Annotated in this window: 14 protein-coding genes; all 14 read right to left on the reverse strand. The window is 67.3% G+C overall.

Annotated elements, in window-relative coordinates:
• Positions 1 to 16: 16 nt before the first annotated feature.
• Positions 17 to 904: an SMP-30/gluconolactonase/LRE family protein gene (locus ACFY10_RS14320; RefSeq protein WP_390665384.1), complete on the reverse strand. Its 888-nt coding sequence runs from the start codon at positions 902 to 904 to the stop codon at positions 17 to 19.
• Between the two features lie 30 nt (positions 905 to 934).
• Complete coding sequence (locus tag ACFY10_RS14325) at positions 935 to 1,714, reverse strand: phytanoyl-CoA dioxygenase family protein (protein WP_390665385.1); 780 nt, start codon at positions 1,712 to 1,714, stop codon at positions 935 to 937.
• Positions 1,711 to 2,631 (reverse strand): TIGR03621 family F420-dependent LLM class oxidoreductase, encoded by a 921-nt coding sequence (locus ACFY10_RS14330; RefSeq protein ID WP_390665386.1) that lies wholly within the window; start codon positions 2,629 to 2,631, stop codon positions 1,711 to 1,713. Before ACFY10_RS14330 ends, ACFY10_RS14325 begins: the two co-directional genes overlap by 4 nt.
• The gene (locus tag ACFY10_RS14335) at positions 2,628 to 4,604 is read right to left on the reverse strand and encodes a hypothetical protein (protein WP_390665387.1); all 1,977 of its coding nucleotides are present in this window, start codon (positions 4,602 to 4,604) and stop codon (positions 2,628 to 2,630) included. Before ACFY10_RS14335 ends, ACFY10_RS14330 begins: the two co-directional genes overlap by 4 nt.
• Positions 4,595 to 5,398, reverse strand: coding sequence for a class I SAM-dependent methyltransferase (locus tag ACFY10_RS14340; RefSeq protein ID WP_390665388.1), 804 nt, complete (start codon positions 5,396 to 5,398; stop codon positions 4,595 to 4,597). The genes ACFY10_RS14335 and ACFY10_RS14340 overlap by 10 nt, the downstream gene beginning before the upstream one ends.
• The gene (locus tag ACFY10_RS14345) at positions 5,395 to 6,429 is read right to left on the reverse strand and encodes an HAD family hydrolase (RefSeq protein ID WP_390665389.1); all 1,035 of its coding nucleotides are present in this window, start codon (positions 6,427 to 6,429) and stop codon (positions 5,395 to 5,397) included. Before ACFY10_RS14345 ends, ACFY10_RS14340 begins: the two co-directional genes overlap by 4 nt.
• Positions 6,422 to 7,519: an enolase C-terminal domain-like protein gene (locus ACFY10_RS14350; RefSeq protein WP_390665390.1), complete on the reverse strand. Its 1,098-nt coding sequence runs from the start codon at positions 7,517 to 7,519 to the stop codon at positions 6,422 to 6,424. The genes ACFY10_RS14345 and ACFY10_RS14350 overlap by 8 nt, the downstream gene beginning before the upstream one ends.
• Entirely contained in the window at positions 7,516 to 8,601 is a 1,086-nt protein-coding gene (locus ACFY10_RS14355; protein WP_390665391.1) for a radical SAM protein, read from the reverse strand. Before ACFY10_RS14355 ends, ACFY10_RS14350 begins: the two co-directional genes overlap by 4 nt.
• A complete protein-coding gene (locus tag ACFY10_RS14360) occupies positions 8,598 to 9,269 on the reverse strand; it encodes a hypothetical protein (RefSeq protein ID WP_390665392.1) in 672 nt (223 codons plus the stop codon). The genes ACFY10_RS14355 and ACFY10_RS14360 overlap by 4 nt, the downstream gene beginning before the upstream one ends.
• Complete coding sequence (locus ACFY10_RS14365) at positions 9,266 to 10,903, reverse strand: B12-binding domain-containing radical SAM protein (RefSeq protein WP_390665393.1); 1,638 nt, start codon at positions 10,901 to 10,903, stop codon at positions 9,266 to 9,268. Before ACFY10_RS14365 ends, ACFY10_RS14360 begins: the two co-directional genes overlap by 4 nt.
• A gap of 233 nt (positions 10,904 to 11,136) precedes the next feature.
• On the reverse strand, positions 11,137 to 11,835 hold the full coding sequence (locus ACFY10_RS14370; RefSeq protein ID WP_390665394.1) for an L-threonylcarbamoyladenylate synthase: 699 nt from the start codon (positions 11,833 to 11,835) through the stop codon (positions 11,137 to 11,139).
• 120 nt (positions 11,836 to 11,955) lie between these two features.
• On the reverse strand, positions 11,956 to 13,323 hold the full coding sequence (locus tag ACFY10_RS14375) for a hypothetical protein (RefSeq protein WP_390665395.1): 1,368 nt from the start codon (positions 13,321 to 13,323) through the stop codon (positions 11,956 to 11,958).
• Positions 13,324 to 13,541: 218 nt separating this feature from the next.
• On the reverse strand, positions 13,542 to 14,510 hold the full coding sequence (locus ACFY10_RS14380) for an SDR family NAD(P)-dependent oxidoreductase (RefSeq protein ID WP_390665396.1): 969 nt from the start codon (positions 14,508 to 14,510) through the stop codon (positions 13,542 to 13,544).
• On the reverse strand, positions 14,497 to 15,402 hold the full coding sequence (locus ACFY10_RS14385) for a phytanoyl-CoA dioxygenase family protein (protein WP_390665397.1): 906 nt from the start codon (positions 15,400 to 15,402) through the stop codon (positions 14,497 to 14,499). Before ACFY10_RS14385 ends, ACFY10_RS14380 begins: the two co-directional genes overlap by 14 nt.
• Positions 15,403 to 15,456 lie beyond the last annotated feature (54 nt).

Consider the following 15,456-nt stretch of genomic DNA (forward strand, 5'->3'; position numbering starts at 1 on the left):
GTCCGGAACCAGCCGCCTACCCACGTCCGCCGCGTGTCAAGGGGCCGAAGGAAGCAGCCGGAAGGCCGGGCGTACACACATCGGCGGCGAAGACGTCGCCGCAGCCGCCGCCGGCGTCGGCACCCAGACCGTACCTGGCCGTGGTGATGAATAGTTTCCTGCCCTCGGGGCCGCCCAGACACGGCGCGGTCACCTGGGGCGCCGGAACCGTGACCACCGTTTTCAGGGCGCCGTCAGGGGTGAACTGCCGGACTTCGCCGCACCCCCAGAGGGCCACCCAGAGATTCCCCTCCACGTCGACGGTCATTCCGTCGGGGCCACCGGCCGCGAACGTCAGGAACGCCAACCGTTCGCCGAGTTCCCCGGTGACCGGGTCCACGGGGAAACGGTCGACCACGGAACGGTCGCTGTCGGCCAGATACAGCAGCGTTCCGTCGGGGCTGAAGGCCGGGCCGTTGGGAGTGGTGATCCCGTCGAGGACCTGACTGACGGTGCCGTCGGTGTCGACACGGAACAGGGCCCCGGCGCCGGGGGTGGTGTCCCAGGCGGTGCACCCCGCCCAGAATCGGCCGAACGGATCGCAGACCCCGTCGTTCATACGCCGGGCTGCCTGTCCCCCCTTGGCTGGACGGGCCAACCAGTCGAGCTCACCCGACCGGTCGAGCAGGGCTATTCCGCGTCCTGCGGCGACGATCCACTGGCCCGGTGCCCCGGCGACGGGAGCGACCGCGCCCAACGGCACCTCCAGGCGGTGGAGCTGCCGCAGGGGGCCCGGTTCGTCTCCGTCGGCCTCATAGAGGGTGCCGGAAGGGATGTCCACCAGTACCAGTCGTCCGTCGATCCAGCGCGGGCCCTCGCCCACTTCGAGCTGCGCGGCGCACCAGTGGACGGCGATGTCCTTCACCGGCTTGCTCCCGTCCCAGTATCAGGCCGCTCAGGGAGCTACCTCGACACTCCCATCCTTGCGGTACCAGGTCTCGGACCGGTAGGAGCCGAAGCTGAGACTGCGTATCGCCAAGCGCTCTCCTTCGGTGACGATGCCGGCGTGGTGCAGGATGTCGCTGTCGAACAGAATGAGCGTGCCCGCTTCGCCCAGCACCGGAATGCCCCGACCGGCCATCCCCTTCGGCAGTTGCCGAACGTCCTCGTCCGTCGGCACGATGCGCCGCTCCCGGTTCTCGCGCTGCTGCTCGCGGGCCACACGATGTGAACCCGGCAGACAGTGGAACGGACCGTTCTCAGGCCCCACGTCCGTCAGGTAGACGAACGACTTGAGGTGCCGCATCTTGTCGTAGTGCAGCTGCTGCACATGAGTGGTGCTGCCGACGATGTCAAGGATGGCGTAGATCGTCCGGCTGAAGATGTGGCCCTCCCCGAAGAACGCGTCCACCACGCTTTCCAGTTCAGGGCGGGCGAACGCCGAGGAGACGACTGGAAATTCGGCGGGGTCGACGTCACTGCGTTCCATCCGGACCGACTGACCCACCGAGTAGTCCTCGTGATGGGCCCAGGACGGCGTTCGCTCGAACAGTTCGCGACACTCGCTCGTCGCCTGGGCGACGGCTTCGGCATCCAGGTAGCCGGGGACCAGGACGACGCCGTCCGCCTCCAGCCGTTCGATGATGGCGGGAACGTCGTTGATCTCAGCCGAGTGAACATCACGGGTTGTGTGAAGCATCATCAGTCCTTCAGTCAGCTGGGTTGAGTTCGTCACGGCGTACCGGTCAGCTTTTCGACCACTGCCCGCGCCTGATCCAGATCCGGCTCGCGGAGCACGTAGTAGCTGATCCCGGTGCGCGCCCGGCGTTCCTGGAGCAGGTCCACCAGTTCGTCAGTCGAGGAGGCGAGCAGGTTCTCCGGGGTTTCGCGAGCCATCTGCGGGCTCACGCCTGTCTGCGACACGTAGTGGTCCACCTTGGCCTGCGCATCGGCTCCGACACCTGCCAGGATGACCAGGATGTTCAGCTCGACCTCGGCGGCACGTGCCCCGAGGTGGTCCCGCAGGATCCGCGCCTTCCTCTCGGTCGACTCCATGGACGCATCCAGAGCGATCTCGTGAGCGGTCGATCCGGCGGACATACTGCGGGAGAAGCTCACAATGTCGGCAGCTTCGGCGGCCAGCCGGAGCATGCGGTCGCCGCCGGCGCCGATGAGCAGGGGGACCGATGGGCCCCGCAGCCCTTGGAGCGAATGGATCGTGTAGTGCTCGCCCTGGAACGACGTCTCCTCGCCGCTCCAGCATCGGCGCAGAACGTCGATCGCCTCGGTCAGTCGGGAGACCCGCTCCCCGCCCGGGTCCAGCGGCAGTCCGAGCTGCTGGTAGTCGCGTTCCATCCAACCCGCGCCGATACCCAGCTCGAACCGGCCGTCCGACAACAGGGCGAGTGTCGTCGCCTCGCGAGCCAGCAGGGCGGGGTGCTGCAGGTCGTTGTTTTGGACCAGCGTGCCGATCCGCAGCGTGGTGCGCGCCGCAGCATCGGCGAGCGCCACGGCAGGCGAGAACTGCGGCGTCGTATGCGTCGGCATGTGCAGACTGCTGATACCGGCGTCCTCGACCTTGGCCAGCAGTTCGAGCCAGGCCTTCCGGGAACGCGCGCCCTTGGTGAGGACGCCGAAACGGAACGGGTTCATATGCTTCTCACCTCGTAGGACAGGGTTGCCAGGTCGAGCGGTCCGGGTTCCGAACCGGCCGGACGATCCAGTTCCGCCGGCAGCGGGCATCCGGCGGCGCGCAGACCACTCAGCAGCGACCATCGCGTCAACCCGTTGGCCGCCAAGGTCTCCCATGCGGTCGGCCCCCAGCGTTCGCGGTAGCCCCGATGCGCCGAGGCGGTGGGCCGGACGGCGTGGTACACGGAAGCCAGATGATGGCTCGCCACCCACGAGGCGCACACCGTGGGGAGGTCCGGACGACTGGCCTGGCGTACCGCATCGAGATCGAGGACCCCCGGTTCCACCAGGGCGATGATCCCCACCCGCACGTCGTGCTCCGCCGCCAAGGCCATTGCGGCGGCCGCTTCGGTGACGGCGATGTCGCCCACCGCGACGATCGTCGCATCGTCATCGGTCGCGCACCGCAACCTGATTCCTACTGCCGCACCACCGGGATCTGGAAGATCGAGCAGTGGCTGCTTGGAGCACACGACCGCGGCGAGGACATCGCAGTCGTCAAGAACCTCCTGCACACGCTGCTGTGCGGACCCGGCACCGATCGGGAACACGACGCGAACCGGGCAGTCACCGGTGCGGGCGAGCAGACTGCCGACGAGATCCGTGTTCTGATGCGTGGGCGAGTTTCCCCAGCCGAGACTGGTCAGAACGATCGCGTACGGCGGGCGCCCGGCCGGCGGACGGGCCGTGATCAGCTTGATGTACTGCGCCAGTTGCGTCGCCACCAATGGCGCGAAGGCTTCGTAGGACACCAGCGCGGCGGGAACGCCTGCCTCGATGGTGCCCCAGGCCCAGGCCGAGCAGAGCTCCTCCGCGAGAACCTCGGTCACCAAGCCGGCGAACAGGCAGCGATCGATTCGATTGGAGGCCGCCTCGTCCGGCGAGAAGACCCGGACCGACCGGTCGGCGAGTACCTTGTCCACGGCAACCATGGGCGAAGCGGTGCCGGTAGCGTCCGGAACGGCGGTCGGCACGGGCCGTCCGGGCGCGGTCGGCAGGTCCAGTCGGATCCGGCCGGCCAGCCTTCGCACCGCGGGTGACGCGACGCCGTCCTCGGAGATCACCGGTGGGTCGTTCAGCCTGCCCAGCCAGTCGTCGATGTCGGCGCGGACGTCCGGGTCCGCCAGGTCCAGACCTCGCGGCTTGTGCGCGTGCGGGCCCCGGAACGGCCGACCGCCCAGCAGTTCCGGTGCCGGCCAGCCCTTGTCGGTGACGCTCAGCCAGACGACCGGCACTCCGGACTCGGTCAGCTCCCACGCGCGTCGGGCGGCCTCGGCGGCCTCGTCGGTGTGCGCGCCGCTGATGAGCACCGTGTACCCCATGCCCTCCAGAAGGCTCTGCAGCCCCTTCGGCGAGAACCGGGCCGAAGAACCCATCCGGGCGCCGTTGACGTTGACCACCGGCAGCCAGCAGCTGCCGGGCGCCCTCGCGAGCACGTCGTGATGGGCGAACGCGGCCAGAGCCGCAGGGGTCTCACACTCGCCGTCGCCGATCACTGTTACGACGCGAACTCCGAGCAGGGACGCCGCGATGCCCTGGCCGACACCCAGCGCCGGCCCCAGTTCACCGCCCACGTAGGGCACGTCGGGGACCCCGAGCAGCTCGGTGGGGGCGCCGCCGGGCTGGCCGTACCGGCGGTTGGCATCGCTGATCGAGGCCACTGCGGCCGGAGAGCCCAGAGCCTGCTGGGCGAACAGATAGCTCCCCGCATGGCCCGTCCCCACGATCAGCAGGAACTCCTCGCTCGACACCTGCGCCAGGTGCCCGGCCACCCAGGCGATGCCGGGGTTGCAGCCCCAGTGTCCGACGGCTCGTCGCCGCTGTGGCGCACCCGGCGGCGGCCACGTCAGGCCGGCGGCATGACTGAAGCCGAGGAGGCAGGCCGCCCGCCAGTAGTCCACAGCCGCGCTGCTTCCCGGCGTCGTCACCGGCACGCCAGGATCAGATCGGTGTGCTCCACGGTCTCGAACCTGCCACCGGGGCTCAGCTCCAGCAGTCGACGCGACAGCTCCGCGCGGAACTCCGGCAGCCGCTCCCCGAGTTGCACGGGTGAGGCGTACGAGGTGGACAGCTGCTGCCCCACGATGTCGTCCACCGACATCAGTCGGGTGGAGGTGAACCGGCTCGTCTCCAGCCGCTTGAACGAGGAGTCGAGCAGAACCTCCTCGTGGCCGCGCTTCGGATGGCTGTAGGTGCCCTGCCCGGCCCGCCGCTGCGGCCCGAGAAATTCGGTGATCACTTCGCGGGTGACGTCGAGCCAGGCTCCTTCCACCGCACCGGACTTCGAGAAGATGCTCGCCGAACCGGAGACCAGCGCCACGCCGCCGTCCGGCTCGACGGTCTCGTCGAGCGCCTTCAGCACGAGATCGCGATCCATCCAGTGGAACGAGGCTCCCATCGTGCACAGCCGCACCTTGGGCAGGCCCGCCGAACGCACGGTTTCGCCCCGGCCCAGAATCCAGCGCACGTTGCCGTATTCGCCGTCGGCCTGCGTGCGGACGCCTTCGACGATCATGTCCGGATCAGGGTCCATGGCCCAGACGGTGCTTCCGGTCCGCGACAGCGGCAACGCGAGCTGGCCGGAACCGCATCCAAGATCCAGGACCTCGGTGCCGGCGCCCAGGCCAAAGGTGACGGCGAGGCTGTCGAGCAGTTCGGCAGGATAGGGCGAACGGTAGCGCGCGTAGTAGTGCGCCGTGCCCGAGAACAGCTCACGGTCGTGCGTCATGACGGGGCTCCATACTCCTTGCGATCTTCGAGGAAGCGCACGAGATCGGCCGTGCGTTCTGAGACCGTTGAGTCTGCCCTGGCCTCGTGGATCATGGACAGCGCGTGCCTCCGATCGGACGCGGACAGCACATCCAGCGACAGGTCCTTCTCTTCGAGCAGCGACCGCAGACTCGCGGGGATCCTGTACGGCGATCGTTCTCTGCCTCGCAGCAGCCAAGCCACACCTGGCAACTGCGCCTGATGGCCGAACACCGCAGGCGGGCCGGAACGACGCTTCACCACGACGGCTGTCCCGGACACGGAGCCCGACGAGTACCTCACCCGCGCTCGGGTGACCCGGACGACCAGGGCGTCGAGATGCGGTGCGACGACGATGTCCCGGCCAGCCCAGCCGACGTGGTCGCCGGCCACGACCGCCGTCGCGTCCGCCGGCAACGGACCCGCCGCCCCGAGATCCTCCGTGAGCGACGCCAGGCCGTTGACCACCAGCCGGGACTGTAGTCCGGCAGCCGCAGGGGCTCGCCGGTCTGACTGCTCGTTGTCGCCGACCACCAGCGCCATCCGCGGGTCGAACTGCCCAGTCTCGATCAGTCTGGTCCAGAACCGCGGATCCTCCTTGACCAGCCCGCAGTACCGCGACTCCACGACACCGCTCAGATGGCGCCCGAGCTCGTCCGGCAGATCCGGAGTCCCGGGACCGGCGTTGCTCGTGACGACGACTTTCCAGCCGAGTTCGGTGGCGGTACGCAGCAGTTCCTCTGCGCCGGGCAGCACGACGGCGTCCCCCGGATCCTCAGCCAGCACCTCCGCCACCAGCGTTCGGATGTCCGACGGCATGTCGAGTGCGCGCAGACAGGAATCCGGGTCGGCCGCCGTCAGAATCACCTCACGCAGGCGAGACTCCTCCTTGACGGTCAGTCCCTGGGCCTGACGGACGGCCTGGACGACCCGGGCCGTCAGCCCGGGCCGGGTCCGGGTGATCAGTGTTCCGCCGGCGTCGATCAGAAGCACGGGTTGTGGATCAGCCATCGAGTAGATCCGTTCGAAGTTCACCGCACCAGCCGGGGGCTGTCGGGATGGCCAGTTCATTCACATCCATGAGGGGCGGTTCGGCCAGGTGCACACTGCGCCGCGGTTCCAGCAGCAGATGCAGCTCGACGAGGTCAATCTGCTCGCCGGCGACCGCCAGATGCAACGCCGGGAGGAATCCGCCGCCGTGAGGGGCACAGCGTGCACCGGCCTTCGCTGCTGCGCGCACCAGCTGTGTCAGATTCATCAAGCCGCCGCAGAACACCGCGTCGGGCTGCCAGACGTCGACGTGTCCCGCCCGCAACTGCACCGCGTCAGCGGTGGCGTAGCAGTGCTCGCCCGCCGCGTGGGGTACTCCGAACTCGTCCGCCCTCGCCGTGTCCACCTCGTCGGGGTGATACGGCTCTTCGACCCAGGCGAGTGCATTGCCCAACGCATGGCAGGCCCGTCGCACCCGCTCGGGGGACCAGGTGCCGTGGAAGTCGACGGCCAGCCGTCCCGGCCCGCGCCGTGCGGTGAAGTCCCTGGTCACATCGATCAAGGCGGCCCCCAGCACGTCTGGGCGCCACTTCTGCACGGCGAAGGAGTCGGCGATCTCGTCCATCACCCGGGCCACCCGTCTGGGCGTCGAATCCACACCGAAACACGTGGCGTAGGCAGGGACGGCATGTTCGACGACTTGCGGCGCTAACAGGGCCCACACCGGGAGTCCGGCCTGCTTTCCGACCAAATCCCACAGGGCCAGCTCGAGTGAACCGACGCTGAGTGCGAGGAGACCGGTGTGCCCATGTCGAGTGGCCCGGCGCAGTCGGCGTGCGAAGTCCGCCGCCTCGACCTCGGCCGGGAAGGTGGGAAACGCGGCGGACACCAGGTCGGGGATGCGAGCGGCCACAGCTTGATCGACCGGCCCCCACCACCCCCAGGTCCGGCCGTCACTGACTCCCACCAGCCATCCGTGCACGGCGTCACGGCGGACGTCCGGCCGGACCGCGGGATGATGCAGAGCGGGTGCGGGGGCCGGGGCCGTGAACTCACGCACCTGAACGTCCGCCACCCGCACGGTATGGCCGTCGATGGAGCCCGGACTCATACCCTCGGCCCCGGCACCGGCGAGCCGGCGAACTCCGAGTACCACAGCGGCCGGTAGTTCTCCCACGACCTGGGCGCCAGTCCGGTCGGCGCGAACACCGTCTCCAGCGCCGACCTCAGGTCAAGGTAGTAGTTGAGGTCCTCGGCCTCGCGGTGCCGGGCCCGCCGCATGTAGTCGTTGTGCGCTTGAAAGACCTGGATTCTGGGGAAGGTGCCGACCCGTGGGGCCAAGTGTGCGATCCCGTTCACGGCCGTCTCGAGGGAGTCGAGTCCGGCCACGTACGTGAAATCGCCGATGATGTCCAGGTCCCTGCAGTCCTCCAGGATCTCGCCGGCCCGTTCCAGGGTGAGCGAGGCCTTGGTGTCCTTGAGCAGCAGCGACCTCCGCTCGAAACACTCCATCGTCAGTGTCAGATGGAACGGACCGCATTTCTCGCGCAATCGCTCGAGGTCGTCGCGGTCCCGCAGCACGGAGGACAGCAGATGCAGTCGGCCGGTGAACCCGTAGCGGTCGGCCGCGATCCGCAGTGCGGCCATGTGGTCGATCGCCATCCCGGGGTAGTGGAAGCAACCGCTGCAGACGGTGATGACCTCAGCGTGCCCGAGGTCCGGCCAGCCGTTGTCCGCCATCAGCCATTCCAGCACTTCACTGAGCTGATCGGCCGTGGCCAGCGTCTCGTCGGCGGCGTCCTCGATGACATTTGGGCAGAACAGGCACCCCGTGCATTTGGACCGTGAATGCGTGTTCAGGGTGATGGACCGGCCGCCTGCACGCAGGTAGGTCAGTACGACGTCGTCGTTCTCAAGTGCGACCACGTCAGCGATGGACTCGCCCGCGAGCTGCAGCGAGCCGTCGATCACCTCGAACGGGGACTGCGCGTTGTCGAACGGCAGGATGATCTGCCACGTCTCGCTCGAGCCGTTCGGCCGAAGCTGCATCCGGGCCCTCGGGTAGCCCTGCAGCGGACGGGCGCCCTCGGAGTTGGCCGCGATGAGAGCGACGTCCAGGTACGGCACGCCGTGTTGTACCGCGAGTGCCTGAAGGCTCTCGCCGTTCAGGCCGGTCGTCATCGTGTGATTCACAGTCCGCCTCCAATCCGTGCCGGATGCCCGGCCTCTTGCTGGTCGAGCAGGTTCACGAGACCCAGATCGGTCACGGACCCGTTGAGGTGTCTTCCGCTGCTCCGTGCCTGCTCCTTCTCATGGAAGAGTTGCGCGTCGACCAGCGACACGATGCGGCGGTAAGCGACCGAGGCCCCGTTCTGGGTCACTGTGTGGTCTTCGAGCGTGCCCAGGGCAAAGCTGCACGGCCTCGGGGCAGCAGCCTTGATCATGCTGCACAGTGCGCGGATCTTCTCCGCGAACTGCTCGTGGCTGATCCCCGAAGCCGCGACGATGACCTCGTCTCCGCCGAACGTCCCGCAGACGCGGAACGCGGCATCGGCCAGTTCGGTCGCCGCCCATCCCGAGGTCACCCTGCCGACCGTCTTCATACAGGCGTTGCCCGCCAGATGCCCGAAACTCGTCGGGTCACCGGCCCGTCGCTCGGACACGTACTCCCGCAAGCCGTCCACGTCGCCGATCGCGAAGTGCAGGCCGTCCTCGGCGAACGACGGGAGCACCTCGATCAGGTACCTCTCGAAGGACGGGTAGGCGACCAGTGACGTCAGCGGGTCGCAGTACAACGTGCCGTCGTCGACTTCCACGGAGACGTCCTCGAGACGGAGATAGCTGAATCGGCGGTCGGTCACAGCACCGGCTCCTGAGTCATGACGGGAACCGATGCGTTCGCGCGCACTCCGAGGGACTCCAGCGAGCCGAGCAGGTCGGCGGCTGCGTCCACTCGTCGCTGTGCGTCCGGGATGTCGACCGGCAGCATGCCCAGTCGTTCCACGAGCTTTTCGGCCCACAAGTTGGTCTGGACGGAGAGATGCGGGATCAGCGGCGTGTGATAGTCGGACTGCCAGAGCAGGAGTACGGCGTTGTCGTTTCGAAGCCGCACGTCGTCCAGCGTCCGCTTCCGCAGTTGCTTGGCCGTGACGTGGTTCATGCCGATGTGACTCCACGCGGCGTCGGGGTCCTCGAAGTCCTCCACCTCAATGCGCAGTTGTTCGGCGTCCTGCCACACCGGCATCGTCTCATCGGTCATCGAAAACGCTGAGAGCATGAAGTGGCCGGTGTACTCGCCGAGCAGGAACTGGTGGGTGAGTTCGTAGTCTTCTGGGGTCTCGCCCGGGTAACCGACCATGAACGAGGTCCGGTACTTGACCGGGCCGCCGGACAGAGCCTCGTGGGCCCGGCGATTGTGCTCGGCCCTGACCTGCTTGCGCATCAGCGTCAGGGATTTGGGGCTCATCGACTCGAATCCTATGGACAGCGTGGCGCAGTGCGCCTCGGCCAGCCTCTCCACGGTCTCCCGGCCGGTGATGACGTTGGCCCGGGTATAGGCCTCCCACGTCACGTCCACCGCGGGCAGCAGTTCCATCAGCCGCCGCATCCGAGTCGGCGGCACGGTGAACGTCGAGTCCATCGCACGGATGTGGCGCGCCCCGTTGACCTCTCGATAGCGCGCCCAGTCCGAGGCGATCTTCTCCGCAGACTTGTAGCGCCATTTCGGAGAGGCGAAGGGGAACGAGCAGAACTTGCAGGAGAACGGGCAGCCACGCATCGACTCGTAGGGCACCACCGGACGATGACCGGTCCCGAACCCCGGCGACGGGTGCTCCTCCAGGTCGATGTAGGAGAAGTCGGTCATCTGGTAGCTGTCCGGTCCGGTACGGATCACCAGGTTCGGCACCTGATCCAGACGGTCACCCCGGTCGAGTGCGTCCAGCAGCAGCGGAATCGCGTATTCGCCATCACCGCGAACGACGATGTCGACCTCGGGTTGGCTGCGCAGGATCGGGTCGTACTTCAGGTTGCTGTACTGCCCGCCCAGAACGACCAGCGCGCCCTCGCACCGTTCCCGGATCCAGGTCAGGGCGCGGCGCAGGGTTGCCTTGTCGCAGATGAAGGTGGTCGACAGGAAGACGACGGGGTGTCGGACGGCCGGTTCCCCGCCGCCGTCCCAGACATCCTGCAGATCCATCAGCTCGAAGGGCCGATCAGCCGCGGACAAGATGGACTCAAGGGTGTAGGAGGTGAGATGCGGCACGAAGCCGCGTTTAGGGCGAAGCAATGATTGCTGCCGTGAACCGTCCGAATAGGACAGATCGATCAAGCGCAGCGTACCGAGTGGATGTCCGGGGTACTCCGGCGCGAGCGGACGGGTGCCGTGAGCGTCGAACATCGTCCCGTCGTAGTACGTGCTGTTCTTGAAGTACGGGCCTTCGCCGGAAAGGACCAGGACGGATTTCTGACTGAGGCCGTGACTGAGTTCGACCAACAGACGCCTCCGGGTTTGGTTTGGTCGGTGAGGGGCTGGAATGCTCAGAATTCCCGGCGCGGCGACAACCAGGCCGAAGAACCGGCGCCGTTGGTCGCAAGAATGGGCAGGCTGGGCTACTCCAACAGCCGGAAAATGTCCGGAGCGAATATTCCCCTCATTTTGCCGAAGGCGCCTGTCATTTCACGCCCTGAGAACCAGCCGGTTTAGAAAATCGTCTGCAGGGTCGGCTGTCAAGGTGCTGCGGATGGCCTGACTTCGACCTCGCACTCGGCTCCGCCCAGAACGTGGCTGACGGCACGTGCGTGCACGGCTCCCTCCCGGACCAGGCGCGGGGTGGACGAGCAATCCACCACGGTCAGGCCCCGGCCCAGCGGACAGACGCCACCGTCCACGAGCATGTCGACCGGCATGGATGTGCGCTCAACGAAACGTCTGACCTCAGCCGGGCTCAGCGCCGGCTGCCGTTCTTCGGCATCCTGCCCGTTGCTGCGGCTGACGACGGTCACCGCAGGCGGATTCCTGGTCATCGCCGCCACTTTCCCCAGCACACCTGGATCCCGGGTGACCATCGCGGTCCGAGTACCGAGCCAGCTCCGTTCTTGAGCCGACTCCGGCTTCAACCACGGCAGCAGGAGGGCGAGATCACCAGGCCAGAGCCCTTCGGCCAGGCGACGGGCCGTGCTGGAGAAGGAGAACTCCGCAGTCACAGCAGCGTCCGACGCCATGACGAGTGCCAGGGGCTTCGTGGAGGGCCGCCCCTTGCCCTCGAAGAGACGCCGGCACGCTTCGGCATGGGTCGAGTCGGCGCAGAGCATGTACCAGCGTCGCGTGGGCAGGACGACGATGCCGCCTGCGTCCAGTACCGCGACGGTCTCTGCGGCCTCCGCCTCCGGCAGGACCGTCATCGTCCGCCGCCCGCCGACCCTCATAAGGCAGATCCCCTCGTTAAGTGCGGCAGCATTGCATGCCTGCTGTACTGACTCATCGTCGAAACAGCCGTTCAACCGGGGAATTTACGCGGTTGAACGTCCCGGCAACCGCGGATCAGGTCACCGCCCAATCGCGGATCGAATGCGAGTGCGTACCTCGTCGATCGTCGCATCGCGCAGAGCTGCGGAGACGATCACCCACTCCATTGTGCGCAGCAGCCCTTCTGCCTCGTCCGGCGCCATGAGGGCGGTATCGACTCGTACGCCCAGAACGAAGTCGTCATCGGTCTGATACGCATCTATGTAGAGTCCGAGATTTTCCTTGTTCGTCGTCGTTTTCCACGTGAACGTCGTGGGGACGCGACGGACTTCCGCGACGGGGGCGTCGACGGACAGAAGATTCAGGACGACAGCACTCCCCAGCTTGTCGAAGCTGGCGCCGCGACTCAGCTCGGCGGAGCTCCTGACCTTGTCCATCTCAGCCGGTGCGTAGCGGGCCCTGCGCAAGGAGCGCAGCGCTGCGGTCGTGGCGGCCTTCATCGTGTCCGCGACGGTGTCGCCGATCGGAAGATGCAGGATCGCCTCCTGTGTCATCAGACCGGGGTAGGAGGTCCACGAGAGGTCGAACCTATTGCCGGAGATGAGGAACAGTAAAGCGGACTCGGTCTCCGCCCGGCACGCGGTCACCAGGCCCAGTGCTCCGGCAAGAATGCCGGCCCGGGTGACGCCCGCCCTGTCCTTCAGCTGTTCCAGTGCCAGGATCAACTCGGTCGACCTCAGCTCTCCCAGCCAGAATCTACTTGCCTCCGGAGTCCGGCGACCGGGCCACATCGTCGGTGGCGAGAGCTCGTAGACGGAGGCGGCATGATCGAGCGACTGGCGCTGAACCTGCCGGCCCACCCCGGACTCCTCGAATCGTCCGAGATCCAGTGGCGACACCGTGACGGGCTCATCGATCGTGTCCGAGGGCACCTCGGCCGTCACCGTGGCGAAGTCGCGGAACACGATCCGGGAACCATCAGCGTCAGTGAGGAGGTGGTTGATCCGCAAGGCGACGCGCACCACCGCGTCGCCTTGGACGATGAACAGCCCACGGACCATCGTTTCCCTCGTGGTCCCCGGCATCAAGCGCCGGGGGTCCTCCGAGAACGGGGCAGTGGTCCGGTGTACGGAGACCGGCAGCGTACCTTCGGCGCTGATCCGCTGGACCGGCGTCCCGTCGGCGGTCTCCGTCATCGAGGTCCGCAGCGTCGGATGGCGAAGCAGCAGTCGGCGGACCAGATCCTGCGCCGCGTCCACCGACAGGGGCCTGACCAGGTCGTGAACGACGAGGACGTCGAAGTCACCGTCTGCGGCTCCCGAGGCCGACACCACTTCGCTCATGAATTGTTGAGCCCACGTCAGGCCACCCGTTCCCGCTCCTCCCCCACCCGAATATGCGCAGGTCGTATCCTGGTCCGACGCGTCCCTGACAATTCGTTCGATCACGTCATCGTCCTCTCGCGTTACTCCAGCTGTTCGGCGCATCGCGCCCACAACTCGGTGACCCAGCGCGCTCCGTCTTCCCGGCCGGTCTGGCGCCGCACCCGTCGCACCGGCGGCCCTTCACGGTCCTCAGCTCTGCCCACACTCCCTCGGCTGGCTCGCGGGATCGCTCAACTCACCGGCCGTGAGTTCAACCGGGGAACCTGTGCGGTTGAACAGACTCAGGCAGGTGTGGGCAGGGACGGTCCGAACGGGTCGCATTGTCGCCCCTGCGGCGCCATGAACCGCGGATACACGTCGAACAGCCTGAGCACGCCCAGACGCACGGTGTCGATCGTCCAGCTTCCGTCAGGGACGAGTGAATCCGTCTCGCGCCAACCCCTGTAGCGGCCGATCATCCCCCCTACCACCCGTAACACCTGCCCGGTGATGAACGGGGCGTCACCGCTTGCCAGATAGGCCGCCAGCATTCCAACGTGATCGGGTGAGCAGGCATCGAACGTGTCTTTGGCGACGGGGAGTTGAGCACCGACATGAGCGGCTACCCGGCCGCGGACGTTCGCTTCAGCCACCGCGTTCACACTGACGCCGTAGGGATACATCTCATGCGCCAGTTCCAAGGTCATGCCGACGAGGGCACCCTTGGCGGCGGAGTGCGCCACACCCAGGTCAGGGCGGCCGACCAGACCGGTCGCCGCGGTGAGGGTGACCAACGAGCGGGACGAGCCGGACCGCGCTGCGGCGGTGGTTCGCCAATGACGACAGGCCGCCCTCGCTACGAGGTACGTGTGCGTGGCGTGGGCGTCGAAGACGTTCCGCCAGTCGGCCGACGACAGCTCCCAGACCGGCCGGACGCGGACCGTGGCGGCGGCAGCGACCACGGCATCGACGGTCCCGTGCGTGGTGAGCAGGCTCTCGAACATCGCCTCGACCTGGTGGCGGTCCGTGAGGTCGCAGTGGTAACCGACCACCGAACCGTACTCGGCGGCGAGCCGACCCGCCGCGCCGACAGCCCGGTTCGGGTCGTCACCGATGCCGGTGACGCTGGTGCCGTTGTCAGCGATGATCACCGTGGCCCCGTGGCGAGCGGCCTGCGCGGCGATGGCGGAGCCGATGTCGCCGGCACCCCCGGTCACGAGGACGACGCGCCCGGTCAGGTCCAGCGGCCGGGAGGCTTCAAGCCTTTGCATGGTCTGTCTCGCTCGTCCGGTCGTACACGACCGGTGCGAGTTCCCCGTCGGTGAGATGAGCCACCTGACGGGCTTCGGAGAGCAGTTCACAGCGGTCCGTGCGTATCCGGACGGCGAGTGAGATCCGGGACTGCGACGACAGATTGGGGCCACTTGCGTGCAGTGTGTCGCGGTGGTGCATGGCGATTCCGCCCGCCGGCACCTCGGCGGCGACCTCGGTCCAGGTGAACCCTGTCGGCAGCGCCAATCCGGCACCCGCCAGATCGAGGTCAGTGTGGAAGAGGTCTGCCTTCCCGACTGGGCCGAGGCGGTGCGAACCGGGGACATACCGAAGCGGAGAGCTGTCCGTCGAGACCTCGGACAACGCGATCCACACGGTGAAGATGTCGCCTTTCCAATAGGTGGCGTACGGGCCATCCTGGTGCCACCCGATGTTGGCGTGCCCCGTGGACACCGGTCGCTTGATGAACAGGTCCACGGCCCATACCTGCAGCATGCGGGCGCCCGTGACAGCTGCGATCGCCCGCCACGGCTCGGGGGAGGTGATCAGTGCGCGCAGCGCCCTACTCGCGTTGTGCGGCTCCGCGATCTTGATGAGCCGCTGCGATCCGTTGCCCGCCTCCCGCTCCCGGATGCGAGGCTGCATCCCGGTGTCGGTACGACCTTCGGCCACCGCCTCGGCCGCCGCTGCGGCCTCGGCGACGAGCTCCGAGGGAAAGAGTTCGGGGATCACGCAGAAACCCTCATCGGTATAGCCTCGGCGGAGCTCGTCGACATCGAATTTCGGCGTCGTGCCACGCACCACCGACACGTTGTTGTTCATATGCCATCCTCTCGTCGAGAGAGACGGTATTGCCGCATGCCGTGCATGGGAATCCACCTCGTCGTTCAACCGGGGAACATGACCAGTTGAACTGGCTTCCCTGGCGTCGCCTGTACCCACAAA

The sequence above is a fragment of the Streptomyces sp. NPDC001401 genome (assembly GCF_042895385.1).
In the GTDB taxonomy this organism is placed as follows: Bacteria; Actinomycetota; Actinomycetes; order Streptomycetales; family Streptomycetaceae; genus Streptomyces.